Source organism: Enterococcus sp. DIV1067f, assembly GCF_050543505.1.
GTDB classification, from domain to species: Bacteria; Bacillota; Bacilli; order Lactobacillales; family Enterococcaceae; genus Enterococcus_D; species Enterococcus_D entomosocium.
Genome location: NZ_CP172940.1, coordinates 316,762 through 341,010 on the forward strand (window position 1 = coordinate 316,762; position 24,249 = coordinate 341,010).

Sequence of the window (24,249 nt, forward strand, 5' to 3'; positions counted from 1 at the left end):
AAGTGAGGAGCAAATTTCTGCATTTTTCACCATTTTTCACTATAATAGATGGAAAGAAACAGAATATAAGAAAAAAATAGTAGAAGAACATAGAGGGCAGTCGAATGAAAATAAAAACATTGTTATCACATAAAGAGCTTTTTCCCTATTTATTGAAAGGACGCTATGGGATTGAGCGTGAAGCGCAACGGGTGCGGCTCGATGGGACGTTCGCGGGAACCGATCATCCGAAAGCGCTGGGCAATCGGCGCTTCCATCCCTATATCCAAACGGATTTTGCGGAAAATCAACTGGAACTGATCACGCCGGTCGCGGATTCAGTGGATGAATTGTTCCGTTTCTTAGGGGCCATCCACGATGTGGCATATCGTTCAATGGCAGCAGAAGAAATGCTCTGGCCTTTGAGTATGCCACCGGCTTTACCAGAAAAAGAAGAAGACATCGTCATTGCTAAATTAGACCAATTTGAAGATGTGCTCTACCGCCGCTATTTGGCCAAAACTTATGGTCGCCGTAAGCAAATGGTCAGTGGGATACATTTCAATTTTGAATTTGCGGAAGACTTTTTGCAGCAACTGTATGCTTTATCTGAAACGAAGGAAAGCTATCAAGCCTTTAAAACGGCGCTTTATTTGAAAGTAACTCGCAATTATTTGCATTATCGCTGGTTTTTGACGTATTTCTTTGGGGCGACCCCTGCATCAGAAGCCAATTATTTTACGACAGAAAACGGACCGCAAGAACCAGTCCGCAGTATTCGCAATAGCCGTTATGGCTACACGAATCACGAAGACGTCAAGGTATCTTATGCTTCGTTAGAGACCTATCTTGCGGATATTGCCAACTTAGTGGAGACAGGAAAGCTTTCAGAAGAAAAAGAATTTTATGCGCCAGTGCGTTTACGTGGGGGAAAACGGGTCGCAGATCTAGCCTCAGCTGGTATCCGTTATATTGAGTTAAGAAATATCGATATCGATCCCTTTGCCCGCTATGGCATTTCCAAAGAGCAAGTCGCGTTCTTACATTTCTTCTTATTGTTTTTAAGTACAAAAGAAGAAGGCAGCGATGCCGATACGTGGATCGAAGAAGGCAATCAGAAAAATGATCAGGTCGCATTAGAACACCCACTTGCACGATTGACTTATCAGCAAGAAGCGCAAGCACTGATTGCTGAAATGATGGACTTTGCCCAAGCCCTTGAGCTGCCGCATCCGCCATTTTTGGATCAGCTTTCTGAGATGCTGGCTGAACCAGAAAGAACCTTCGCTGGACGTCTTTTCTCAGCGAGTCAAGCAACCAGCCAAGCGCAGACAGCAACATTGCTGGGACAAAAGTATCATCATGCTGCTTGGGAAAAACCGTATCAATTGGCTGGTTTTCGAGCAATGGAATTGTCGACCCAGATTCTCTTGTTCGATGCGATCCAAAAAGGTATCGAAGTGACGGTACTGGATGAAACGGATCAGTTCTTGAAATTAGCCGTGAAAGACCACATCGAATATATTAAAAATGCCAATATGACCAGTAAGGATCAGTACATCGTCCCATTGATCATGGCGAATAAAACGGTCACTAAAAAAATCTTAGCCGAAAATGGCTTTCATGTACCAGGTGGCGCTGAATTCGCTTCGGCAGAAGAAGCAATCGCGTTTTATCCGCAGATCGCCCACAACGGGTTTGTGGTAAAACCGAAAACCACCAACTATGGGATCGGTATCTCGATTTTCAAAGAAGGTGCCTCTTTAGAGGATTATCAAGCGGCGGTCGCCATTGCCTTTGCGGAAGATGATTCGATCCTCGTTGAGACCTTTTTATCAGGGACGGAATATCGGTTCTTCGTGATCGATGGGCGAGTCGATGCGATTTTATTACGTATCCCAGCCAATGTCGTGGGTGACGGCAAGCGCACGATCACGGAACTCGTCGCAGAGAAAAATCTCGATCCATTGCGCGGCACCCATCATCGGACTCCATTAGAGTTGATCCAATTAGGGGAACTGGAACAACTGATGTTAAAAGAGCAAGGGTATCAAGTGGATTCAGTGCCAGAAGAGGGGCAGATCGTTTATTTGCGAGAAAACTCGAATATCAGTACTGGCGGTGATTCTATCGATGTAACGGATGACTTCAACGATGACTACAAACAAGTAGCAGTCGATGCGGTCGCCGCATTACAAGCGTCTATCAGCGGAATCGATCTGATTATTCCAGATAAAACCAAGCCAGCCAATGAACCGGGGGCTTATGGAATCATTGAAGCCAATTTCAACCCAGCGATGCATATGCACGTTTATCCATACAGCGGGAAAGGCCGACGCTTAACTATGTCTGTTTTACGCCTGTTGTTCCCTGAAGTCTTCGAGAGCTGATGGAAGCATAGAGAGCAAAGAACTGCACACTTTGGAAGGTGATTCCCTTCGAAAGTGTGCAGTCTTTTTATTAGGCTTCAAAAGCAGCAATCTCAATCGTTTGTTTTGTTTCTTCCACCTTGAGACCCGTTCGGGCTTCCCACCATTGTTTCATTTCTTTTTCATACGTGGTAGGAAAACGTTGGATCAAGGTCAATAACGGTACGCCTTGAATCGAGGCATAGGGAAAGTTTAAAACCAGATTGTACTTCAGTTCTGACAGGAGGCTATAATATTGAAACATCATAAAGTTCATTTCATTCTTATCCTCCAGCAGGAGCACTTTCGGAGCGCGATCCAGCATAAAACCCAAGCTGCGCATCATGAACAATACGCCATCTAGATGGCTGGATTCGATCGTAGGGGCCGTTTTCAACAAATCGATATGCAGATCCAAAGCATCAAGCAGTTCTTTCTTTAATGAAAGGTAGGGCGGTGTTGATTGTTCCATGATAGTTCCTCCTTTTAATGGAAAAGTCGTTTCCAAAATGACATTTTCTCTGGTTGTTCCTGCTCTTTATCCGATGGAGCGGCAGCTGCAGGGAATTTTTTTTCGATATCGATGACGTCTTGATTGACGGCTTCTTTCCCGGCAATCAGCAAGCCAATACTGTCTGGATCGGCATCTTGGGCATCGGAGACGATCCGAAATTCCATCTGTTGTTTGGTCAGTAAAGTGATGTAATCGGTCTGGATCGATTCTGGCAATTTTCCGTTGAGCAGCACGAGTGCTCCTTGATAATCTGGTAAGGCGTTTAAGAGCGTTTTCTGGTTGTCCTTCTTCTTCATTTCTGTTACTGTCATACTAAGATAACACCGTTCACGAAACGTGCCTAAATACTTGCGCTGTTCATCTGGGTTGACGCGAGGCGTCCCATACATTCCTGTATCAAGGCGTTTTTCTAATTCGTCTGACATTGAAGTATCCTCCTCAAAGCGTTTACTTATGTTTATTATAGCATATCCAGTAAATAGCAAAAGAGGGGTGCGATCGTGAGAGAGTTTTGATAGAAAGTAGGGATCCTATGACAACAAAAGAACGACATTTGCTATTATTAGCAGAAAATCAGCGGTTGGAGACACCGAGGCTGCTCTTGCGCCCCGTTTCCTTGGCGGATGCAGCGGACATGTTTGCCTATGCAAATGATGAAGAAACGACAGCCTTCGTCTTTGCTAGACATGGGTCGGTTGAAGAAACAAAACTGCGCATCGCCGAGTATTTTGTTGCTGCACCCTTAGGAAAATTTGCGATCGAAGAAAAAGACTCAGGCAAAATGATCGGGACCATCGATTTACGGGTGGAATCTGAAAAAGAGATCGCTGAGCTTGGTTATACATTAAGTCGCGATTACTGGGGGCAAGGGATCATGCCAGAAGCGGCAATGACACTGCTGCATTTTGGTTTTGAAACACTCGAATTGATTCGGATTTTTGCTCGACATGATGCCCGAAATCCCAAGTCTGGACGGGTCATGGAGAAAATTGGGATGAAATTGGAAGCAACGATCCCAGCTGCCCGCAAATCGGGTGAAGAAATCATCGATGAAGTCACGCGCGGCATCACCCTTGAGGAATGGAAAAAACGTATTATGTAAAGGAGGGCTCTCGTCATGGAACTGAACATTGAGCCAGCAGCAATTGAAAAAATAACCCCTTATGTGCAGCCAGACGATCGTCTCTATTTGGATTTTGAAGACGGCGTCGGTCCGTTTCCCGCAACGGAGATCACCTGCCGTTTGGACATCCATTTTCGCCTGATTATCGTGCCGCAAAGCTATCCAGAAGAAGGATTGGCGATCTACGACATCCCTTTAACGACACCATTAGGCACGATTTGGTTGAAGCAAGGGGCACAGGTGTATTTAGAAGAACAGACCCGGTTGCAGGTGGAACCGACCTATCAACGGTTGCAATTGATTGGAAATAGCGGGATCTTAGCTAACGATGTCCAATTGTTACGGATCGAAAAGCAGACGGCAGGCCACTGATATGGGCACGCTGGCGGTTATTAGCGACTTGCACGTCGATATCAACCAATTATTCGACCCCCATCTGAAGCTGATCGCTGATTATTTGCAGCAAAATCAGGTGACCCATCTGCATCTGGCAGGAGATGTGGCGAATAAAAAGCAACGGCTATTAGACGTGGTCGCATTTTTTCAAAGTCGACAGGTGCCAACGACCTTTCACTGGGGCAATCATGAAATGGTGGACTTGACGGAACAAGAGATCGAGGCTTTCGATGATCCCGCCTTTCTTAATTTTCAGACGTATCGCTTATCAGAAAAAACACTGCTGTTGGGAATCAATGGCTGGTATGACTACCAATATTCTGATCTGACCAGTGAATCTGAGATCTTGCGGCTGAAAAATTTGTTTTGGTATGACCGCATGATTCAGCGAAAGGGATCGGATAAGGAAATCAGTCAAGCCATCAATGAGCGTTTAGCGGAAACATTGGCCCGTTTGCCGCAAGACCAAGAAATTCTTCTTTCTACCCATTTTGTGCCCCAAGAAGCGTTTATTGTTCGTCAGACCGGCAAGTATGCCCGCTGGAACCACCTAAATGCGTTTTTAGGGTCGCCCGATTTTGGCGCAGTGATCGACCGCTACGCCAATGTTCGGGCAGTTGTCTTTGGGCATACCCATCGACGCTTTGAGAAAAAAGAACTTGCGGGAACCAGCTACTATTGCCGCCCCTTCGGCTACTATTATGAATGGCAGTTGACCCGCCGGTTCGTTATGGAAAATCACTTAGCAGAAGCATATTCGCCAACGAAAGTTCGGACGCTGCTGCGAAACCATCATGAGGCATTTGAGGACTATAAAACGACGCATCTTTTAGAAGAATTGGCGCAAGCGATCACACTACTGCCGTATTAGCGCAGCAACCGAGTCCTGCTTGTTTTCGTAATTGAATTTCCAAGCAATTTAAACCATTAGAAGAAAAACACAAAGGAGAAAAATTATGACATTTGAAGAAATCTTACCAGAATTAAAAGCCGGAAAAAAAATCATCCGTGAAGGTTGGGGCGGTTTTGAACTTTATGTGACATTCGTTGAAGGCGAAGTGTACGACAATGCCCCAGTCACCCCTTACTTTTTGATCAAAACAGCAGATGAGGGATTCTCGAGTTTCGCACCGACTGTTTGCGACATTCTTGCGGAAGATTGGAAAATCGTGGAATGACAGCATCGTGGATCGATGACAAAACGATTGTGTTTGTCACAGGAGCTGCTTCAGGCATCGGCAGAGCGCAAGCAGAGGCGTTTCTTGCAGAAGGCGCTCAAGTATTTGGGGTTGACTGCCAATCGTTTCCTGATACGCTTTTAGCCCAGCCCCGCTTTTTCGGCACGTGTTGCGATTTAGCGGTGGAAGAAAATTGTCTTGCAGCGGTCCAAGCTTGTGTTACACACTTTGGTGGCATGACGATCTTGTTGAATACAGCCGGGAAACTAGATGGCTATCATACGATCGCTGAGACGACATCAATGGAGTGGGAGGAGATATTTCAAACCAATGTCTCCAGCATGTTTTATTTAACGAAAGAAATTTTGCCGCTGATGCAAGCCAATGGTGGCGGAACGATCATTAATATGGCGTCGATCGCTGGAATGGTCGCAGGTGGAGGTGGGATCGCTTATACAACCGCAAAACACGCGATCGTCGGGTTTACCAAACAGTTGGCGTTGGATGTTGCAGATCAAGGGATCTCGGTGAAGGGCATCGCGCCAGGTGCGATTCAAACGCCGATGAATGCGGCTGATTTTGCCGGTGACGGAAAAATGGCGCAATGGGTGGCAGAGGAGACGCCGGTCAAGCGTTGGGCGCAACCAGAAGAAGTTGCAGCGCTGACCCTTTTTCTTGCCAGCCCGCAAGCTAGTTACTTGCAGGGGGCGATCGTGCCCATCGACGGTGGTTGGACCTTGAAATAACTAGCCTGAGCCCATTAGAGGAGGACGCCAATGAAGGAACAAGCGATCCAGAACTTGTTTGCAAAAAATCGTGAATGTCGACAACTGCTTACGATCATTGAAGCGTTACAGCTGCCGGATTGCTGGCTGTGTGCCGGGTACCTGCGGAATTATTTATGGGGTTTTCTCAGCGGAAAAATAGCGGAGGTGCCGATAACCGATATTGATGTCGTGTTTTATGATCCGACTGTAAGCGTAGAAGAAACAGCAGCGATCGAAGCGCAACTGCGCCGTTCGTTTCCCGAATTTCCTTGGGAGGTTCGAAATCAAGCATTGATGCACCAGCACAACTTTGCCGAGGAACCCACTTATACAAGTACCTTCGATGCTTTAACGAAGTTTCCAGAGCGTTGTACAGCGGTGGCGGCACGAATGAAACAAGGCGAGATTGAATTGATGGCGCCTTTCGGTTGGCAGGATGTTTGCAGTTTTCGGGTGCGTCCAACACCGCATTTCGCCCAAAATGACCAGTACCTTGCGGTTTACCGACAACGCCAAGCGATGAAGCAGTGGCAGAAAGTTTGGCCGCAGTTGTTGATTGAAGAGATCGACAACTAAAAAAGAACACTCGCGTGATGTGGCGATTTCCAAAAGTTAGACGAAAAAGCTAACTGATGGGAATCGCTGCATATGACGCGAGTGTTTTTTATTAACGCAAAGCCAGTCGTTGCGCCAAGCGGTTTCTTAAAAAGATACCTAGATAAGCTGCGGCAACGGCTTTGATGATCCCGGGGATAATAAACAAAACAAAACCACCGTTAAAAGCAGCCGGCCATGCCATGCCAGTGCTCCATTTCAGCCATAATGTACCAAACAACAAAGTTGCCAGCGCACCGACAATATTGCCAATCACTGCTCCTGTGTAGCGAAACGCCGTTTTTTCTACGACCAATCCAGTAAGCAATCCGTTAAAGAGGAAGCCGACTAAATAGCCTCCGGTTGGTCCTAACAAAACACCGATACCGCTGGAAAAACCAGCGAAAACGGGCAAACCGATCAATCCTAACAGCAAGTAGATGATGATCGCCATCGTTCCTGTTCGCGTGCCGAGGAAAGTCACCGCCAGTCCAATCGCAAAGGTTTGTCCTGTCAATGGGATCAAACCGAACGGAATCGTCAATTGGGAAAGACCAGCAATAATGATCGCAAATAATGCGGCATGGATTTGTTCACGTAATGATAATTTCATCGAATCCTTCTCTCTAGTAATAATTTCGTTAACCTAAAAAAGATTTATTTGGTTAACGAAATTATAAGCGGTGGTTTACCAAAAGTAAAGAAGAATCTTGTTTTTTTAGTGTCCTTTTTTTAATAGGACAAGTAAGTTCTTTGAGGAGAGGAAAGGGGCGATTTCTTCCAATTCATCTGTTGAGAAGGGCAGTGCTTGAACGAGATGGCAGATCGTTGCTTCTGTCAGAAACGGCAGCAGTTCTTCGATTTCATCATAAGACAAGCGTTCTGATGCGGTAACGTTTGGCTGTTCCAGGGCCGTCAGCAGGAGTTCATCCAGATACGGTGCAGGTAAAAAGGGAAGCAGTTCTTCAATCTCAGAAAAGCGAAAGTCAGGGGTTTCAAGCCAGCCTTTGATTTCTTCCGCCAAAAAGTTGGGGGTTAAAAAGGGCGCCGCCTCTTCCCAAAAAGCCATGGAATAGTGGTTGCCTTTAAGGATCTCTTCTATTTGGGGCTTTTTCAAAAACGGCAAGAGTTCTTCCATGACATCTTCTGGGATATTTTCGACGCCATTAAGCAAGTGCTGCAAGTCAGCACTATTCAAATGAGGTGCTAGTCTAGGCAATAAGTCTAGGTCTAAAGAAGATTCTTGAAACGGTTCTTCTTGAATCAGTGCCGATAGTTCTTGCGGTTTGATCAGCGGAGCTAGTTCGGCGATTTCTTTTGGCTGCGCGGTTCCTGCTTGATAATGTTGAACCGCAGCTGCTGGCTTCCCTAACATCTCATCGATCGATAGGCCTAAAATCGCCGCTAGCTGCGGCAATTTTTCAATGTCCGGCAGTGAGTTGCCCCGCTCCCAATTACTGACCGCTTGATAGCTGACAAGTAATTGGTCTGCCAAGTTGCTTTGGGTCAGATTTTTTTCTTTGCGTTTGGTAGCGATCTGCTGACCAATTTTTCTCATGTTGAATTCACTCATAAATGAATTCCCCCTTTCATGCTCTAAGTATAGTTTCTCAAAAGGTGAAAACGCAATCAAGCTGTGATTGAGTCGGCATTTGCCTGCTCAATCACAGCTTGAGTTTACGAATGGATCAGCTGAAGGAGGTGTTCACCAAACGCTTGTGTCGTTAAACAGACGGCTTCGGGCATCAACTGTGCGAAGTCGGCAGTGACGTGCTGACTTTGCAAGGCTTGTTCAATGGCTTGCGTCAGTATTGCAGCAGCTTCCGGCCAGTTCAAATGTTCTAATAGCATGCACGCCGATAGCAGCAGTGAACAGGGATTGGCTTTGCCAAGTCCTGCGATATCCGGTGCCGTTCCGTGGGTAGCTTCAAAGATGGCTGCCCCAGTATCGTAGTTGATATTGGCGCCGGGGGCGATCCCGATGCCGCCAACTTGTGCAGCGAGTGCATCAGAAATGTAGTCGCCGTTCAAATTACAAGTGGCAATGACATCGAATTTTTCTGGATACAAAAGGATCTGCTGTAAAAAGTTGTCGGCGATCACATCGTTAACAACGATCTTTCCAGCCGCTTTGGCCGAGGCAAGGGCGGCTTCGGCTGCCTTTGAACCATTTTCTGCTTTGATTTTGTTGTATTGATTCATTGTAAAACACTGGTCGGCGTACGTGGTTTCTGCAAGCTGATAGCCCCAGTTTTTAAATCCGCCTTCTGTAAATTTCATGATATTGCCTTTATGCACCAGTGTCACCGTGGGTCGCTTTTGAGTAATCGCATACTCAATGGCAGCAGCGATCAAGCGTTGACTGCCTTCTAAAGAGATCGGCTTGATGCCAATAGCGGAAGTTTTAGGAAAACGAATCGCCTTGACGGCAAAGTCTGCTTGCAGTGTCTGGATCAAACGCTGTGTTGCATCGTCGTCTTTGGCAAATTCGATGCCAGAATAAACATCTTCAGTATTTTCTCGAAAGATCACCATATCGGTTTTTTCTGGCTGTGTTAAAGGCGAAGGGACCCCTGTAAAATAGCGAACAGGTCTGACACAGGCATAAAGATCCAGGGTCTGCCGTAAGGTGACATTCAAGGAGCGAAAGCCCTCGCCAATCGGGGTAGTCAACGGTCCTTTCAAGGCGTATTGCTGGGCCTTGATCGTATCGATGGTTGCTTGCGGCAGCCATTCCCCTGTCTGTTCAAAGGCGGCTTCTCCAGCTAAAACTTCCAGCCACTCGATGTGGCGCTGATTGTCATAAGCTTTATTCACGGCTGCATCAATCACAGGTTGCGCAGCCTGCCAAATCTCGGCACCGATGCCGTCTCCTGCAATGTAAGGAATGGTGATCGTCGTTGCTTCATGGGTTGTTTGGTTAGACATGGGCAGCTCCTCCTAATTCCGCTTTTTTTCGAATGACCATTGGCAAAATTCCTTGATGCTTCCAATAGCGAATATCTGCAGGGGCATCAAAGCGTAGACGGGTCATAAAGGAGACAGTCCCTCCGTCGGTCCGTTGCGCAGTGACTTCGACCAGCTGCTTGACCGCTGGCTCTTCTGGCAAAGCGATCGAGAATGTTTCGCTGCCATCTAAAGCAAAAGAGGTGGCACTTTCACCAGCCAGATATTCAAGAGGAATGATCCCCATCATGACCAAGTTGCTGCGATGGATCCTTTCGAAGCTTTCTGCTAAGACGACTTTAACGCCTAACAATTGTGTCCCTTTGGCGGCCCAGTCGCGAGAAGAACCCATGCCATAATCTTTACCAGCTAAAATGATACAGCTTTGGCCGGCTTTTTGGTAATTCGTAGCGGCGTCAAATATCGACAAGGTTTCCCCAGTTGGAAAATAATGCGTGACACTGCCAGTACTGCCAGGAACCAGCTGGTTTTGCAGACGGATGTTGCCGAAAGTCCCCCGCATCATAATCTGATGATTGCCGCGCCGCGAACCAAAGGAATTGAATTCACGATATGGAACTTCTTTTTCTTGTAAAAATTTTCCGGCTGCTGAATCCATACTGATGCTGCCGGCAGGAGAAATATGGTCAGTGGTGACGGAATCGCCCAATTTTGCCAAGACTTTCAGATCGGCTAAGACATCTGGTTTAGGCAATTCTTTGGTCAATGTTTCAAAGTAGGGTGGATGAGCAATGTAAGTAGATTGTTCCTCCCATTCATAACATGCGCTCGTGGTGGTTTCGATCGCATTCCAGCGTTCATTGGCATCAAAAAGATGCTCATAGGCAGCGCGAAATGCTTCTGGTCCGACGTATTCTTGAACGTAAGCATTGACTTCTTCATTGCTAGGCCAAATATCAGACAAATACACCGGCTCGTCATTGACGATAGCTAATGGTTCTTTTGTAAGATCTTTGCGAATGCTGCCAGCGATCGCATAGGCAACAACTAACGGCGGCGAAGCCAAATAGTTGGCTTTGATCTGTGGATGGATTCTTCCTTCAAAATTCCGATTGCCTGACAGAACCGACGCCACCAGTAGATTTTCCGCCTCAATTGCTTCAGCGACCGGCGCTTCTAAAGGACCGGAATTTCCGATACAGGTGGTACAACCGTAGCCCACTAAATAAAAGCCGAGTTGCTCTAAATACGGCAGCAAACCACTGTTTTGCAAATAGGTGGTCACGATCTGGGAGCCAGGTGCAAGGGAGGTTTTGACCGTACGAGGGACGGTCAAACCTTTTTCAATGGCTTTTTTGGCCAATAAGCCTGCAGAGAGCATGACGAAAGGATTGCTAGTATTCGTACAGCTAGTGATCGCCGCCAAAACGATATCGCCGGTCTCTAATTTGTCTGCTGCAGCATCTGGCCAAGTAACGCTGGCTTCTTTTTGCCATTCATCCTCCGAAAGTCCAAAGCCCTTGGGACCAACGGCTGCCGTGACTGATTGTTCAAAATCCTGACGGACTGCTGGAAGCAAAATCCGATCTTGCGGGCGTTTGGGGCCCGCTAATGCCGGCTGAACTTCTGCTAGATCAATGGTGATCGCCTTAGTATAGGTCGGCACGGTCGTTTCATCATAAAAGAAATGGTTGGCTTTGGCATAAGCGGTAACGAGTTCGATCAGCTCGCTGGAGCGCCCGGTCGTTGCCAAGTAGTTCAAGGTCTCTTGATCGATCGGACAAAAACCGCAAGTGGCACCATATTCAGGGGCCATGTTCGCTAATGTCGCCCGATCGGCTAAGCTCAAATGACCATAGCCCGGGCCAAAGTATTCGACAAATTTTCCAACCACTTTTTCGATCCGCAGCACTTCGGTTACTTTTAGTGCTAAATCGGTAGCTGTGGTACCTGCAGGCATCTCGTTGATAAATTTCACCCCGATGACTTCAGGTGTAGGAAAGAAAGAAGGTTCGCCAAGAATCGCAGCTTCCGCTTCAATACCGCCAACCCCCCAACCGAGGACCCCCAAACCGTTGATCATCGTGGTGTGAGAATCGGTTCCTTGCAATGTATCAGGAAACAGCAGACGTTGTTCTTCGTGTGTTTTTTGCAAGATCACATCAGACAATGATTCGATGTTGACTTGATGAATGATCCCTGTTTCAGGCGGAACGACTTCGAAATTGTCGAAAGAACCTTGTGCCCATTTCAAGAATTGATAGCGTTCTGCGTTGCGTTCAAATTCCCGCTCCGTATTAAAAGCGATCGCCCCGGGCGTACCGGCTTGATCGACTTGCACAGAGTGGTCGACGACGAGTGTGACGGGGATCTCAGGATTGATGTCTTCTGCGGCACCGCCTAAAGCGACCATCGCATCCCGCATGGCAGCCAGATCAACGACTGCAGGCACCCCAGTAAAGTCTTGCAAGACGACCCGCTCTGGTTTGAATGGCACGACACCGGTAGGGCTTTCTGCCTGCCAATTCGCTAAAAATGGTAAATAATCCTCTGTAATTTCCTCGTCTTGATGACGAGCAACACTTTCCAATAAAACTCGAATGGAGTAGGGCAAGCGAGATAAATCAGCCCCTAAGTCTTGGGTGATTTTCGCTAAGTCAATATACGTGTATTGGGTGTCATTGACGGTGAGTTGAGTTTGCCACTTCATAAGAATCCTCCTTTTTACGAAGATAATCGTACTTATTAGGAATAATTATACGTTGATAATTTAAAAAATCAATTAAATTTATGAAAAATATTTCATTTTCTAAACATCGTGCTATAATGTGTGAAAGTTTGTTAAAAAGCAACGATTTTATAGGATGACTATTTTAACGATGTTTGTATACGGTTAAATAACATTGTATTCGATAGTTTGTAGAAAGATTGGAGGTAACATCACCGTGGAAAGATTAGAAAAGAAAGAGAAATTGTCCTATCTTGCATCGCAATGTCAGAAATACAATTTGATAGATATGAATCTTTATTCAGAATATGATGTAAAGCGTGGACTGAGGGATTTAAATGGCACGGGGGTCTTAGCAGGTCTTACGACGATCTCCACCATTTATCCAGAAAAAATCATTGCTGGCAAGCCAGTTGAAGCTTGTGGCGAGCTGCGTTATCGCGGAATTGACATCAATGAGTTAGTAGCAGGGTTCGTCAATGAGAAACGTTTTGGCTTTGAAGAAATTGCATATTTATTACTTTTCGGCGAACTGCCAAACAAAACAGAACTTGCGGCATTTCATTGCCTATTAGCAGAAAAACGTACTTTGCCGACCAATTTTGTTCGTGACGTCATTATGAAAGCACCTTCTTCTGATATCATGAATAGTTTATCGCGCAGTATCTTGACACTGGCAAGTTATGATCCGCAAGCAGATGACATCAGTATTGAAAATGTGTTGGAACAAAGTCTGATGCTGATCAGTGTCTTTCCACTCTTGGCAATCTACGGCTATCATGCCTACAATCATTACAATCAAGGGGAGAGCATGTACATCCACCGCCCGACCGAAGAGTTGAGTACAGCTGAAACGATTTTGACTATGCTGCGTCCAACGAAAGAATATAGCTTCCAAGAAGCCCAAACATTGGATATGGCACTGGTTTTGCATATGGAACATGGCGGCGGGAATAATTCGACCTTTACGACACGAGTCGTTACCTCCAGTGGGACGGATACCTATTCAACGATTGCTGCAGCGCTAGGTTCTTTGAAAGGACCTAAACACGGTGGCGCCAATATCAAAGTGACGGAAATGATGGGAGATTTGAAGCGCAACGTTGCTGATATTACCGATGAACAGGCCATCCGCACTTATTTGGAAGCAGTCCTAGATAAAGAAGCATTTGACCGTAAAGGATTGATTTATGGCATGGGCCACGCGGTTTACAGCGACAACGACCCTCGTGCGGCGATCTTTAAAAATTATGTAGCCAAACTGGCACAAGAAAAAGGATCAGAAGCTTGGCAAGAATATCAATTGTATACGATGGTCGAACGCATTGCTCCTCAAGTCATCAATGAAAAGCGCAAAATCTACAAAGGAGTCAGTGCCAATATCGACTTTTTCAGCGGGTTTGTTTATAACATGTTGGATCTACCAGAAGAACTGTATACACCAATGTTTGCTATTGCACGGATCGTTGGTTGGTCCGCCCATCGGATCGAAGAGCTGGTCAACGCACAAAAAATCATGCGCCCCGCCTATAAAGAAGTGTCAAATGATCGCGAATATATCGATATAGAGTCAAGATAGATCAAAACAGCAGGGAGGACGCTCGCTGCTGTTTTTGTTTTGGACATTTGAAAAGATGGTATTGAGCTGTTTTTGCGTATTTTTACTAGAGAGCAAATGAATGGCTTGGATCATTCATTCGTTAGAAAAATCAAGTATTTCTCCTTTTTCATATAGGAATGCAAAAATTGATTACAAAGTTTCTTGCATTTTTTGTATGATAGAGGGAGGAATAAAGGAGGAAAGTTCACGAATGAAAATAAAGAAATGGATGGCAATTGCCATTATTACCAGTCAATTTTCAACATTGCTGCCAGTATCAGCGGCTGCGGCTGTTTTAACGAGCGAGTCTACTGCTGGTCAAAATACAGCTGAGTCAACGGTTCCGGGAGTGAACGGGCCAACAATGGGCTTGGTCCCTGAAGATGCCGCAACGGTACCAGGAGAAAACGGCGAAGTAGTTCCAGGAGAGTCAACACCTGTTCCTGAACAGCCAACACCAGAACCATTGCCAGAACCGGAACCAACCCCGACGCCAGAACCAACACCAGAAGAACCGGTACCAAATCCTGATCCAGAGCCGAATCCAGAGCCGAATCCAGAGCCGAATCCAGAGCCAGAACCAACACCTGAGCCGGCGCCAGAACCAGAAGAACCAGCACCAAACCCAGAACCAGAGACAACACCAAATCCAGAGCCAGAATCAACACCAAGCCAGCCTTCGCCTGACATCAAAGAAGTACCGAACGTACCAGAGTTGACGGTAACGCCGCCGCAAGAAGATGAGCCAGCAAAATTTGAAGTCACTCCAGTCAAAGAAACGTGGGACTTTATTATGGAGATTGGAGAAGATGCTCGTAAAGTTGGACAAGAAGAAGATCTTTACGCATCGGTCATGATTGCACAAGCGATTTTAGAGTCTGGTAGCGGAAGAAGTCGTCTGAGCCAGGAGCCTTTTTATAACCTATTTGGTATTAAGGGACTTTATGAAGGGAATGGGATTTCCTTCCAAACGCAAGAAGACGATGGTTCCGGTAATTTATACACAGTTCATGCCACGTTTCGCCAATATGACAGTATCGAATCTTCTTTGAAAGATTATGCGAAATTGTTGAAAGAAGGATTGGACCACAATCCGAATTTTTATAAAGGTGTTTGGAAATCAGAAACGGAGTCTTATGAAGATGCCACGGAATATCTGACCGGGCGTTATGCATCAGATACACAATACAATGAGAAGCTAAATGCGCTGATCGAAGCATATGCTCTGACGAGTTATGACAAAGAGAAACCAGAATTACCGACAGGCAGCGAACAGATGATCTATCCTGTCAGCAATCCAGTTGTCTCTTCTGTCTTTGGTCCACGAGGCAATGGGTTTCATCGTGGAGTGGACTTCGCCGCCCCGCAAGGAACGCCGATCATGGCTAGTCTTTCAGGAACGGTGATCCGCTCAGAGTATCATTCTTCATGGGGGAATTATGTTGCTATCGAGCACAAAGATGGGCTGACGACATTGTATGCGCACAATCATCGCAATTTAGTGGAAGTCGGTCAAACGGTCGAACAAGGCGAAGTGATTGCTTCCATGGGAAGTACGGGGAACAGTACAGGTCCTCACTTGCATTTTGAAGTTAGTCTTTCACCTAGTTTAACCCGGCATCAACTGATTGATCCATTAGATGCCTTGTCAAAATAACAAAGAATAAAAGAGAGCAGTGTAGCTGCTTTCTTTTTTTTGTCAAGAAAAACGAATCATTTCAAGAAAATTATGCTTCGAGATTTTTTTAGCGCATTCATTTTATCTTGCACGATAAATTTATTCCGAAAACAAGTGTTTTTCTTTGTAAAAAAAACAAAAAGAATTTATGCTAGAAAGGTAGGGAAAAAAATTCCCAAGAGGAATGTCCACTTTAGACAAGGTCGTGTATGCGACTTTGCGATGTCTCTAGTATCCTTTCTTATTTAACCAAGGAGTGTGAAAAATGACTGACGATCAGCAAACAACGAATGTGTCTAATGAAGCAGCGCAAGCAAGTCCACTGTCCTTTGAAGAAAAAGTCATTGAAACAATTGTTGGTGTCGCTTTGCAGTCAATTGATGGCTTGATTAGTGTAAATGGCAGATTTCTTTCAGATATGACCGAAAACCTTGAAGAACAGCCGCAAGTCGCTTCTGGCATCGATGTGGAAGTTGGCAAAGAAGAGGTTGCAGTTGATTTGGAAGTAATCGTGGCTTACGGCAAAGATATCCCTAAACTCTTTGCGCAAGTCCAAGAAGTGGTTTTAGAAGAAATCAGTCGCTTGACTTCTTTAAAAGTTAAAGAGATCAATATTCGAATCGCCGATATCGTCAAACAGGAAACGATCGATCAAATCGAAGGTTGAGCACCACGCAAAAAATCGAAGTACATCAAAGAGAAAGGAAGAATAAACAAATGATATCACTATATACAACACCCAGCTGTACGTCATGTCGTAAAGCCCGTGCATGGTTGACCGAAAATGAACTGCCATTTAAAGAGAGAAACATTTTTAGCGATCCATTAAATAGTGATGAACTAATGGAGATTCTTTCTTTAACAAAAAATGGAACGGAAGACATTATATCTACTCGTTCGAAAGTGTACCAAAAGTTAGACATCGATTTAGAAGAGTTGAAGCTAGAAGAGCTACTTTCATTGATCGAACAATACCCGAACTTATTGAAACGGCCAATTATCTTAGATGAGAACAAGCTCCAAGTGGGGTACAATGAAGAAGACATTCGTAAATTCGTGCCACGAAACTTACGAAAGATCATTTTCAAACGACGCCAAACAGAGCTGCTCATGTTTAATTATCGCCAAAAGCAAGAAGAAGGCGAATTTGTTGCGAACTTTATCTAATAATAGGGGCTCTTTGTCAATAAGGACTGATGAGTTGCGTAAAATCAAATCTGGGTCAGAATGAACCACATTCTGGCTCAGATTTTTTGTTATCTTACATTGATTAATTGATTGATCAAAAAGATTCTAATTCTCATGTTCTCGAATGATTTAAATCCGTAGGATACTCGTTTCATTGTCTTTATGTGGGTATTCTTCGCTTCAATTTTTCCATTGGAATAAGGATAGATCATTGCGTTGGTGATACCTTCTTCATAGGTGAGAAGGTTTTGAAGCTTCTCCCGAAAGCCGTCATCTAACGTTTCAGGAAGTTCTGCCAATAAGGAGAAAAATAAGTCAGGGTCTTTGTCTCGAAAGGCTTCGACTAATTCATGAAAAAAGGGATACGCCTCCTTTAGGGGCGCAGAAAACTCAAGCAATCGATCAATCATCATTGCTTCAGTGAGAAATGGGTATTTTGGTGCTCGGAAACTTTTCCATGTTTTGTACTCATAATGGTTGATGCTTGCACGATTTTTTAGCAAAAAGCGCCAGTTCTTTTTCAGTTTTTCTGCCTGGCTTTTCTGTCCTGCTTTACGAAGTTCATTCATTTCACGGATACGCAACTCATTGAACGCTTGATTCATGTGTTTGACAATATGAAACCGATCAATCACTATTTTCGCATTTGGCAGAACACGTTTGGTGAGCTGGAAGTAGGCAGCGTTCATGTCTGTAACCAAGAATTCTACTTCTTCTGGATTGGTACACCCTAAGAAATAGCTTGTTAATCGGGGTAATTTACGCGTAGGCAAAACATCAATTAATTTTCCTGTTTCGCCATCTGCACAAATAAAGCTCATTTTATCTTCTATGGAAGCGTGCGAACGAAATTCATCAACCATCAATACTCTGGGGAGAATCTTCTTAGATTGCTTTGGCAAATAGCTTTTAAACTCTTTCAACGTACGAATAACGGTGGTCAAAGATATCTGACAGCTTTTCGCAATAAAAGATAAAGATACTTTTTCAGTCAGTAAAGAAGCAATTTTATATCTAACATGATTTGCGATTGAATGTCTGGGTTGGACAAAATAACTTTGAGCCGTCCAATGGGTGCGACAGTTTTTACAGGTATAGCGTTGCTTTTTTAGGCGCATAACCAAAGGCATCTGATTGTATTGTTCAAAACGGACAATCGTTTCCTTTTTTCCATTTTTCACTATAATTGCTTTCCCGCTTCCATCTACCACAGTAGAACCACAACTTCTACAAGCACGAGGAGTAGGCGAGAGAACAGCATCGACGACCAACGTCTTTTTCTTCTGAAGGGTCTCGTAAGAGACCTCTGTAATCATCAAATCTTTCTCTATTATTCTCAGCATTTTTTTGATAGAATCATTCATATAGCATATCGTCCTCTCAGTTGTTTATTTTGTGGTGATTTAATCATACTAGAGAACGATATGTTTTTTAATACCTAAAATGAAAATGGGGCTGAAGAATCAATTCTGATTCATCAGTCCCATAAATTATAGAGCCATAATAGGAACAAAACCGGCAAATGAATACAGCGATGTATCATTGTCGGTTTTTTTGGTATTTTTTCAAGGGTCTTCTTAAGAGGATCAGTAAATCCGTTGATTCCACAAAAAAACACGATTCCAAAAAGGAATCGTGTCGGTTGAAATCTTAAAGTTTTTGGTTGTAGAATTCAACGACTAGTGCTTCGTCAACTTCTGCAGACAATTCATCACGCTCAGGTAAACGAGTTAATGAACCTTCTAATTTTTCGCTATCAAAGCTTACAAATGACGCGCGGCCAGCTGTTGCTTCAACTGCTTCTTTGATTGTTGAGATGTTTTGTGATTTTTCACGAACGCTGATGACTTGTCCAACTTCAACGTGGTATGAAGGGATATCAACGCGTTTGCCATCAACTAAAACGTGACCGTGGTTTACTAATTGACGTGCTTGACGACGAGTAGTTGCTAAACCTAGACGGTAAACAACGTTATCTAAACGTTGTTCTAGCAAGATCATGAAGTTAACACCGTGTTTACCTTCTTTGATTTTGCTTGCTTTGATAAACAATGTACGGAATTGACGTTCGTTCATGCCATACATATGACGCAATTTTTGTTTTTCAGTTAATTGCATGCCGTATTCTGATTTTTTGCCACGGCTGTTTGGTCCGTGTTGTCCTGGAGCGTAAGGGCGACGTGCCAATTCTTTTCCAGTTTCTGATAAAGAAATTCCTAAACGACGAGAAATTTTCCATGATGGTCCTGTATAACGAGACATAATTTAGTTCCTCCAATAAAATAGTTTGGAGTAAAATAATCCGTTGAAAAACTCACATTCGTGCAGTTCGTTCTTCAATCTTCACCTTTGCAGCCGCGGTTACGCAATTGCACCCGAGGGGCAACGAACTGGTGACGAGCTGTTATTTTCCTGCTGCATTATTTTACACAAGGAATAGTATACGACAAACTAGGGGCAAAAGTCAAGATGGAGCTGGCTTTGGATTTGATGAAAACAAAGCTTGAAATTTTTCATTAATTACTTATATTTTCAAATATCTCTTTACAAATCAGCATTTCGTCATTAGAATATGGAAGTATTGTGCAAATTATAACGAAGTAAAATTTTTCATAAAAGGAGTAGAAAAATGAATCCAGTATCCCCATTATTTGAGAAGATCGATTCATCCATAGAAAAGAAAATCGATTTGATCAAGAGTAGTTATTTGCGTTACGCTGTACGTGCGATGATGGCTTGTTTATTCTTGACCCTCGGAACAGCTATTGCTTTTGCGATCGCTATGAAAGGTGAATCAATGGTTCACGGGTTAGGAAAAATTTTGTATGCATTTATGTTTAGCTGGTCTTTAGTCATGATTCTTTATATGAACGCAGAATTAGGAACATCGAATATGTTGTATATGACTGTTGGGGTTTACCGTAAACGTCTAAGTATTCCTTTGGCATTGAAAATTTTGCTTACGTGTGTCTTGTTCAACTTGATCGGCGGGGTGATCTTCGGCTCAATCGTTGCACTGACAGGTCCTTTTCAAGGGCTGACCGCAGACAACTTTATGCTGACCTCGATCACTGCGAAATTAGAAAAATCGACCATCCAAATTTTAGTAGAAGCGATGTTCGCCAATATCGTTGTAAACACAGCTGTTCTAGTAAGCATGCGAATGAAAGACGATGCCGGAAAAGTTGCAGCAATCATTTTCATCATCTTCATCTTTGCTTTCTTAGGATTCGAACACGTTATTGCTAACTTCCCAGCGTTTACCTTAGCTTTCTGGGCTTCAGGCGGACACTTGGCAGGTATGACTGTCGGCAGTGTGATCCATAATTTAGTTTTTGCCTTTATCGGTAACTATATCGGCGGTGGCTTGGTCATGGGGCTGGGCTATGCATGGTTGAACAACTCAAAATCGACCTATGTCGACTAATTAGAACCTACCAAAAGAAGCAGCGATGCTTCTTTTTTTTCTTTTCTCTAACATTTCTCCAGGAAGAAGCCATCATCCCTTAACGGAGCGTTGAAATCAGCGCCTATTTATGTTAAGAATAAGTATGTACGGTTTTTCTTGCTGTTTTTTGTAAAAATGACCGCAACCAAGACCAAAATCTTAGTTACTTCTTAATAGAAAGCGAGCCTTAACCTTTTATGAATCGGAAATTCTTTGCCTTTGATATTGATGGAACCTTGCTTGACTCGAACAAACAGCCACTAGACAGTACGCTAAAAGCCCTTGATCTTTTACGAGATGCTGGCCATTTCGTGACCGTTGCCACTGGACGCAGTCGTTTCCACGCTCAAGATATTATTCGTTCGTTGTCCTTTGATAATTACATTTTATGTAATGGCGCAGCTGCTTTTCTTTCGCATCAGCAGGTGTATAAAAACTTACTCGATGAAACGCAATTGGCTGCTTTCGTGGCAGAAGCCCAAGAGCTTGGGATCGACACGGCATTTGTCGGGATGGATACAGCGAAACGAGCGTCTTCTTTGGATATTGCTAAAATGGAAGCAGCGATGCATTCTTTTGGTGCCCAACTTCCTGAGTTGGACATGGATTTTCCCGAAGAAAAAGAAGTCTATCAAGCATTGGCTTTTTACGGAAAAGAGTATGAGCATTTCTTTGACGAGAAATACAGCAAACTGCGTTTTGTGCGTTGGCATGAAAACAGTGTGGATGTCGTTCCAAAAGAAGGCTCCAAAGCAGCAACGATCCTGTGCGTCGCGGAACAATTAGGGATAGCGCAAGAAGATGTGATCTGTTTTGGTGATGGCCAAAATGATCGTGAAATGCTGACTGCCGCAGGTGTCGGTGTGGCAATGGGCAATGCGGTCCCTGAGATCCAACAAGTCGCAGATATGGTGACCGCTAGCAATGATGAAGATGGCATCTGGTTAGCCTTGAAAGAATTACAACTGATTTAAAAAGGAATCCTTTAGACATAGCACAGTCGGTTTACGGCATCTGTGCTATGTTTTTTTGTTTTTTCTCGGTCGCAAAGAAAATAAATTGGTACAATAGAAAAAAGGGGGAATGCAGCAAATGAAAATCGCATTGATTGCTCATGATCGAAAAAAAGATGTAATGGTAAAATTAGTGACTGCCTATCGAGAAATTTTAGCGCAGCATGAACTTTTCGCAACAGGAACTACGGGGAAGAGGATCGAAGAAGCAACCCAGTTGCCTGTCCACCGCTACAAATCAGGGCCGCTGGGAGGAGATCAGCAAATTGGCGCCATGATTTCGCAAGATGACTTGGACATGGTGATCTTTTTGCGCGATCCTTTAGCCGCGCAACCCCATGAACCAGATGTAACGGCATTGATTCGCTTGTCAGACGTGTACGAGATTCCTTTAGCTACCAATATGGGAACGGCAGAAATCTTGTTGCGGGGGTTAGCAGCTGGCTTTGCTGATTTTCGACAAGTGATCCACGAAACGGACAATCGTCCCTTGTCGTTATAAAGATAGTAGAAGAATTGAAGAAAAAGGACGTGCAGAATTGAAAGCAATCTTAAAGGATTTTTTGACCTATGCAAAAATGAATACTCGCTCAGATGCGACGAGTCAGACCATCCCAACGACGCCGGGACAAGTTGAGTTGGCTCTTTTATTGAAAGATCAGTTGATCGAGATGGGGGTAGCGGATGTTGCTTACTATGAAAAGAATAGTTTTGTGATCGGACGTCTACCTGGTAATCCTGAAAAAACGGCGATTGGCTTTATTGCCCATGTAGACACGGCAGATTTCGAAGCTGAAAATATTCAGCCGCAGATCCATGAAAATTACGATGGCAAGGATGTTTGTTTAAATAAAGAAAAAGCCATTTATATGACAACTGCTGAATTTCCTAATCTCAAAGACTATGTCGGCGAAACGCTGATCACAACGGATGGAACGACCCTGCTGGGTGCAGATGATAAAGCTGGTATCGCAGAGATCATTGACGCGCTGCGAATCTTACAAACGATGGATGCGCATAAACGTGGCGATGTCTGGGTCGCTTTTGGGCCTGACGAAGAGATCGGGACTGGCGCTGATCGCTTTGATGCGGCGGATTTTCCAGTGGCATTTGCTTACACGATGGACAGTGGTCGTGTGGGGCATATGGAATATGAAACCTTTAATGCTGCTCGTATTGATATAACGATTGATGGTACGAGTGTGCATCCTGGAACTGCTTACGGTCGTTTGGTCAACGCCTTGAAAATCGCGCATCAAATCGACGATGCCTTACCAGCAGAGGAAGTTCCTGAACGCACCCGCGGGTATGAAGGTTTTTACCTACTGCACAATTTGACGGGACATATTGGTCGAGCAGAAGTTTCTTATATCATTCGTGATCACGATCATATGCTTTTTGAACAGCGAAAAGCTAACATCGTGGGGATCATTGACGAATTGAACACAGCCTATGGGCAAGAACGCATCACCTATACGCTGTATGACCAATATTACAATATGGGGGATTTGATCAAGAAAGATCCCCGCAGTATCGAAGCTGCCCGAGCAGGGATGCAAGCGATTGGTGTGACACCGATCGAAGCGCCGTTTCGTGGCGGGACCGATGGCTCGAAAATCACCTATAAAGGCATTCCAACACCGAACTTATTTGTTGGCGGTGAAAACTTCCATGGCCAGTATGAATTTATTACCGTGGAAGCGATGGAAAAAGCCCGTGATTTGATCGTGGCGATCGTGGAACATGTCGGGAAAGAAGACACTACCGTTTCCTAGAGAACGCGGCAACACGCTAGACTAAAGCGAAAAAGTCTAGCGTGTTTTTTTGTTTTGCTGCAAGGAAGAACAGCAAGTGAAAGAACCTTTTTTTTCTGGACCAAAACCCTTATAATAGAAAAGAAGCTAAAAGAGAAGAGGAAAAATGTGTGCGGGTATTATTCATTGGAGATGTAGTTGGTTCATTAGGAAGAGAAACAATCACGGAGTACCTTCCCAAATTAAAGAAGGCGTATCGACCACAGGTGACGATCGCGAACGGCGAGAATGCGGCGGCGGGTCGTGGGATCACTGGTAAAATTTATAAGAAATTTTTGCAAGATGGTGTCGATGTCGTGACATTAGGCAATCATACATGGGACAACCGTGACATTTTTGAATTTATTGGCGATGCGAAGAAAATGATTCGTCCAGCCAATTTTCCAGAGGGAACACCGGGGGTCGGCATGGTGTTTGTGAAAGTCAACACCATTGAGTTGGCGGTGATCAACATGCAAGCTCGCTCGTTCATGGTCGACCTTGATGATCCGTTTCGCAAAATGGATGAATTGGTTGCGATTGCCCGCAAACGTACACCGTTTATCTTTGTGGATTTTCATGGGGAGACTACTAGCGAAAAACAAGCGATGGGCTGGTATTTGGATGGCCGAGTTTCGGCAGTCGTCGGCACGCATACCCACGTACAGACCAACGATGCGCGGATTTTGCCCCAAGGAACGGCTTATTTGTCAGATGTCGGCATGACTGGTCCTTATGATGGGATTTTGGGAATGAAACGCGAACCAGTCATTGAAAAATTTTTGACGGCGTTGCCGCAACGGTTTGAAGTGATTGAAAAAGGCCGCAGTATTTTGTCGGCTTGCTTGCTTGAGATTGATGAAGCCACTGGTAAAGCAAAATCGATCCGTCCGATCCAAATCAGTGAAGATCGCCCGTTTACAGAATAGGAGAAG

Annotated in this window: 24 protein-coding genes; 16 read left to right on the forward strand and 8 right to left on the reverse strand. The window is 44.5% G+C overall.

Annotation, left to right across the window (positions count from 1 at the left end; translation table 11 throughout):
- Positions 1–104 precede the first annotated feature (104 nt).
- Positions 105–2,369, forward strand: coding sequence for a bifunctional glutamate--cysteine ligase GshA/glutathione synthetase GshB (gshAB, locus tag IGJ42_RS01525; protein WP_086316794.1), 2,265 nt, complete (start codon positions 105–107; stop codon positions 2,367–2,369).
- Between the two features lie 70 nt (positions 2,370–2,439).
- On the opposite strand, the gene IGJ42_RS01530 is transcribed toward gshAB, so the two are convergent.
- Together IGJ42_RS01530 and IGJ42_RS01535 are read right to left on the reverse strand one after the other, a co-directional pair.
- A complete protein-coding gene (locus tag IGJ42_RS01530) occupies positions 2,440–2,859 on the reverse strand; it encodes a hypothetical protein (protein ID WP_086316795.1) in 420 nt (139 codons plus the stop codon).
- Positions 2,860–2,873: 14 nt separating this feature from the next.
- Complete coding sequence (locus IGJ42_RS01535; RefSeq protein WP_429946973.1) at positions 2,874–3,326, reverse strand: YueI family protein; 453 nt, start codon at positions 3,324–3,326, stop codon at positions 2,874–2,876.
- Between the two features lie 107 nt (positions 3,327–3,433).
- On the opposite strand from IGJ42_RS01535, the gene IGJ42_RS01540 reads away from it, so the two are divergent.
- The 6 genes from IGJ42_RS01540 (at position 3,434) to IGJ42_RS01565 (ending at position 6,941) form a co-directional block, all read left to right on the forward strand.
- On the forward strand, positions 3,434–4,003 hold the full coding sequence (locus tag IGJ42_RS01540; protein WP_422705458.1) for a GNAT family N-acetyltransferase: 570 nt from the start codon (positions 3,434–3,436) through the stop codon (positions 4,001–4,003).
- Positions 4,004–4,018: 15 nt separating this feature from the next.
- Positions 4,019–4,396: an iron-sulfur cluster biosynthesis family protein gene (locus IGJ42_RS01545; RefSeq protein WP_429946974.1), complete on the forward strand. Its 378-nt coding sequence runs from the start codon at positions 4,019–4,021 to the stop codon at positions 4,394–4,396.
- A gap of 1 nt (position 4,397) precedes the next feature.
- Positions 4,398–5,291, forward strand: coding sequence for a metallophosphoesterase (locus IGJ42_RS01550; RefSeq protein WP_086316798.1), 894 nt, complete (start codon positions 4,398–4,400; stop codon positions 5,289–5,291).
- A gap of 85 nt (positions 5,292–5,376) precedes the next feature.
- The gene (locus IGJ42_RS01555) at positions 5,377–5,598 is read left to right on the forward strand and encodes a DUF2829 domain-containing protein (RefSeq protein ID WP_005227147.1); all 222 of its coding nucleotides are present in this window, start codon (positions 5,377–5,379) and stop codon (positions 5,596–5,598) included.
- A complete protein-coding gene (locus IGJ42_RS01560; protein ID WP_005232459.1) occupies positions 5,595–6,344 on the forward strand; it encodes a 3-oxoacyl-ACP reductase in 750 nt (249 codons plus the stop codon). The genes IGJ42_RS01555 and IGJ42_RS01560 overlap by 4 nt, the downstream gene beginning before the upstream one ends.
- Before the next feature lie 30 nt (positions 6,345–6,374).
- Complete coding sequence (locus IGJ42_RS01565) at positions 6,375–6,941, forward strand: nucleotidyltransferase family protein (RefSeq protein ID WP_086316800.1); 567 nt, start codon at positions 6,375–6,377, stop codon at positions 6,939–6,941.
- A 91-nt stretch (positions 6,942–7,032) separates the two neighbouring features.
- Here the strand turns inward: IGJ42_RS01565 and IGJ42_RS01570 are convergent, their stop codons facing one another.
- The 4 genes from IGJ42_RS01570 to acnA form a co-directional block, all read right to left on the reverse strand.
- Positions 7,033–7,572: a biotin transporter BioY gene (locus IGJ42_RS01570; protein WP_061053646.1), complete on the reverse strand. Its 540-nt coding sequence runs from the start codon at positions 7,570–7,572 to the stop codon at positions 7,033–7,035.
- A 105-nt stretch (positions 7,573–7,677) separates the two neighbouring features.
- On the reverse strand, positions 7,678–8,532 hold the full coding sequence (locus IGJ42_RS01575) for a helix-turn-helix domain-containing protein (RefSeq protein ID WP_429946975.1): 855 nt from the start codon (positions 8,530–8,532) through the stop codon (positions 7,678–7,680).
- A 104-nt stretch (positions 8,533–8,636) separates the two neighbouring features.
- Positions 8,637–9,887 (reverse strand): NADP-dependent isocitrate dehydrogenase, encoded by a 1,251-nt coding sequence (gene icd, locus IGJ42_RS01580; RefSeq protein WP_429946976.1) that lies wholly within the window; start codon positions 9,885–9,887, stop codon positions 8,637–8,639.
- Positions 9,880–12,576, reverse strand: coding sequence for an aconitate hydratase AcnA (acnA, locus tag IGJ42_RS01585; RefSeq protein WP_429946977.1), 2,697 nt, complete (start codon positions 12,574–12,576; stop codon positions 9,880–9,882). The genes icd and acnA overlap by 8 nt, the downstream gene beginning before the upstream one ends.
- Positions 12,577–12,811: 235 nt before the next feature.
- Here acnA and IGJ42_RS01590 point away from each other — a divergent pair, with 235 nt between their 5' ends.
- The 4 genes from IGJ42_RS01590 to spx all read left to right on the forward strand — a co-directional run bounded on the left by IGJ42_RS01590 (position 12,812) and on the right by spx (position 17,039).
- On the forward strand, positions 12,812–14,173 hold the full coding sequence (locus IGJ42_RS01590) for a citrate/2-methylcitrate synthase (protein ID WP_016619617.1): 1,362 nt from the start codon (positions 12,812–12,814) through the stop codon (positions 14,171–14,173).
- Between the two features lie 232 nt (positions 14,174–14,405).
- Entirely contained in the window at positions 14,406–15,851 is a 1,446-nt protein-coding gene (locus IGJ42_RS01595) for a peptidoglycan DD-metalloendopeptidase family protein (protein WP_430615868.1), read from the forward strand.
- A 286-nt stretch (positions 15,852–16,137) separates the two neighbouring features.
- The gene (locus IGJ42_RS01600) at positions 16,138–16,539 is read left to right on the forward strand and encodes an Asp23/Gls24 family envelope stress response protein (RefSeq protein ID WP_005227156.1); all 402 of its coding nucleotides are present in this window, start codon (positions 16,138–16,140) and stop codon (positions 16,537–16,539) included.
- Positions 16,540–16,589: 50 nt separating this feature from the next.
- Positions 16,590–17,039, forward strand: coding sequence for a transcriptional regulator Spx (gene spx, locus IGJ42_RS01605; RefSeq protein WP_430615869.1), 450 nt, complete (start codon positions 16,590–16,592; stop codon positions 17,037–17,039).
- A gap of 89 nt (positions 17,040–17,128) precedes the next feature.
- Here spx and IGJ42_RS01610 read toward each other — a convergent pair whose 3' ends face one another.
- On the reverse strand, positions 17,129–18,424 hold the full coding sequence (locus IGJ42_RS01610; protein WP_430615870.1) for an ISL3 family transposase: 1,296 nt from the start codon (positions 18,422–18,424) through the stop codon (positions 17,129–17,131).
- Positions 18,425–18,710: 286 nt separating this feature from the next.
- Positions 18,711–19,322 (reverse strand): 30S ribosomal protein S4, encoded by a 612-nt coding sequence (gene rpsD, locus IGJ42_RS01615; RefSeq protein ID WP_005227158.1) that lies wholly within the window; start codon positions 19,320–19,322, stop codon positions 18,711–18,713.
- Positions 19,323–19,689: 367 nt separating this feature from the next.
- Between rpsD and IGJ42_RS01620 the strand changes: the two genes are divergently transcribed.
- The 5 genes from IGJ42_RS01620 to IGJ42_RS01640 all read left to right on the forward strand — a co-directional run bounded on the left by IGJ42_RS01620 (position 19,690) and on the right by IGJ42_RS01640 (position 24,243).
- Positions 19,690–20,487 carry a formate/nitrite transporter family protein gene (locus tag IGJ42_RS01620; protein ID WP_005227159.1) on the forward strand — a complete coding sequence of 266 codons (798 nt, stop codon included), beginning with the start codon at positions 19,690–19,692 and terminating at the stop codon, positions 20,485–20,487.
- 218 nt (positions 20,488–20,705) lie between these two features.
- On the forward strand, positions 20,706–21,482 hold the full coding sequence (locus tag IGJ42_RS01625; RefSeq protein ID WP_005227160.1) for a Cof-type HAD-IIB family hydrolase: 777 nt from the start codon (positions 20,706–20,708) through the stop codon (positions 21,480–21,482).
- Positions 21,483–21,600: 118 nt separating this feature from the next.
- Positions 21,601–22,023: a methylglyoxal synthase gene (locus IGJ42_RS01630; RefSeq protein ID WP_008376307.1), complete on the forward strand. Its 423-nt coding sequence runs from the start codon at positions 21,601–21,603 to the stop codon at positions 22,021–22,023.
- A 37-nt stretch (positions 22,024–22,060) separates the two neighbouring features.
- On the forward strand, positions 22,061–23,296 hold the full coding sequence (pepT, locus tag IGJ42_RS01635) for a peptidase T (protein WP_008376304.1): 1,236 nt from the start codon (positions 22,061–22,063) through the stop codon (positions 23,294–23,296).
- 149 nt (positions 23,297–23,445) lie between these two features.
- A complete protein-coding gene (locus tag IGJ42_RS01640; protein ID WP_010748642.1) occupies positions 23,446–24,243 on the forward strand; it encodes a TIGR00282 family metallophosphoesterase in 798 nt (265 codons plus the stop codon).
- The last annotated feature ends 6 nt before the right edge of the window (positions 24,244–24,249 follow it).

Coding starts and splice junctions, on each gene's coding strand:
- gshAB (WP_086316794.1), top strand. CDS start 105: ATGAAAATAAAAACATTGTTATCACATAAAGAGCTTTTTCCCTATTTA.
- IGJ42_RS01530 (WP_086316795.1), bottom strand. CDS start 2,859: ATGGAACAATCAACACCGCCCTACCTTTCATTAAAGAAAGAACTGCTT.
- IGJ42_RS01535 (WP_429946973.1), bottom strand. CDS start 3,326: ATGTCAGACGAATTAGAAAAACGCCTTGATACAGGAATGTATGGGACG.
- IGJ42_RS01540 (WP_422705458.1), top strand. CDS start 3,434: ATGACAACAAAAGAACGACATTTGCTATTATTAGCAGAAAATCAGCGG.
- IGJ42_RS01545 (WP_429946974.1), top strand. CDS start 4,019: ATGGAACTGAACATTGAGCCAGCAGCAATTGAAAAAATAACCCCTTAT.
- IGJ42_RS01550 (WP_086316798.1), top strand. CDS start 4,398: ATGGGCACGCTGGCGGTTATTAGCGACTTGCACGTCGATATCAACCAA.
- IGJ42_RS01555 (WP_005227147.1), top strand. CDS start 5,377: ATGACATTTGAAGAAATCTTACCAGAATTAAAAGCCGGAAAAAAAATC.
- IGJ42_RS01560 (WP_005232459.1), top strand. CDS start 5,595: ATGACAGCATCGTGGATCGATGACAAAACGATTGTGTTTGTCACAGGA.
- IGJ42_RS01565 (WP_086316800.1), top strand. CDS start 6,375: ATGAAGGAACAAGCGATCCAGAACTTGTTTGCAAAAAATCGTGAATGT.
- IGJ42_RS01570 (WP_061053646.1), bottom strand. CDS start 7,572: ATGAAATTATCATTACGTGAACAAATCCATGCCGCATTATTTGCGATC.
- IGJ42_RS01575 (WP_429946975.1), bottom strand. CDS start 8,532: ATGAGTGAATTCAACATGAGAAAAATTGGTCAGCAGATCGCTACCAAA.
- icd (WP_429946976.1), bottom strand. CDS start 9,887: ATGTCTAACCAAACAACCCATGAAGCAACGACGATCACCATTCCTTAC.
- acnA (WP_429946977.1), bottom strand. CDS start 12,576: ATGAAGTGGCAAACTCAACTCACCGTCAATGACACCCAATACACGTAT.
- IGJ42_RS01595 (WP_430615868.1), top strand. CDS start 14,406: ATGAAAATAAAGAAATGGATGGCAATTGCCATTATTACCAGTCAATTT.
- IGJ42_RS01600 (WP_005227156.1), top strand. CDS start 16,138: ATGACTGACGATCAGCAAACAACGAATGTGTCTAATGAAGCAGCGCAA.
- spx (WP_430615869.1), top strand. CDS start 16,590: ATGATATCACTATATACAACACCCAGCTGTACGTCATGTCGTAAAGCC.
- IGJ42_RS01610 (WP_430615870.1), bottom strand. CDS start 18,424: ATGAATGATTCTATCAAAAAAATGCTGAGAATAATAGAGAAAGATTTG.
- rpsD (WP_005227158.1), bottom strand. CDS start 19,322: ATGTCTCGTTATACAGGACCATCATGGAAAATTTCTCGTCGTTTAGGA.
- IGJ42_RS01620 (WP_005227159.1), top strand. CDS start 19,690: ATGAATCCAGTATCCCCATTATTTGAGAAGATCGATTCATCCATAGAA.
- IGJ42_RS01625 (WP_005227160.1), top strand. CDS start 20,706: ATGAATCGGAAATTCTTTGCCTTTGATATTGATGGAACCTTGCTTGAC.
- IGJ42_RS01630 (WP_008376307.1), top strand. CDS start 21,601: ATGAAAATCGCATTGATTGCTCATGATCGAAAAAAAGATGTAATGGTA.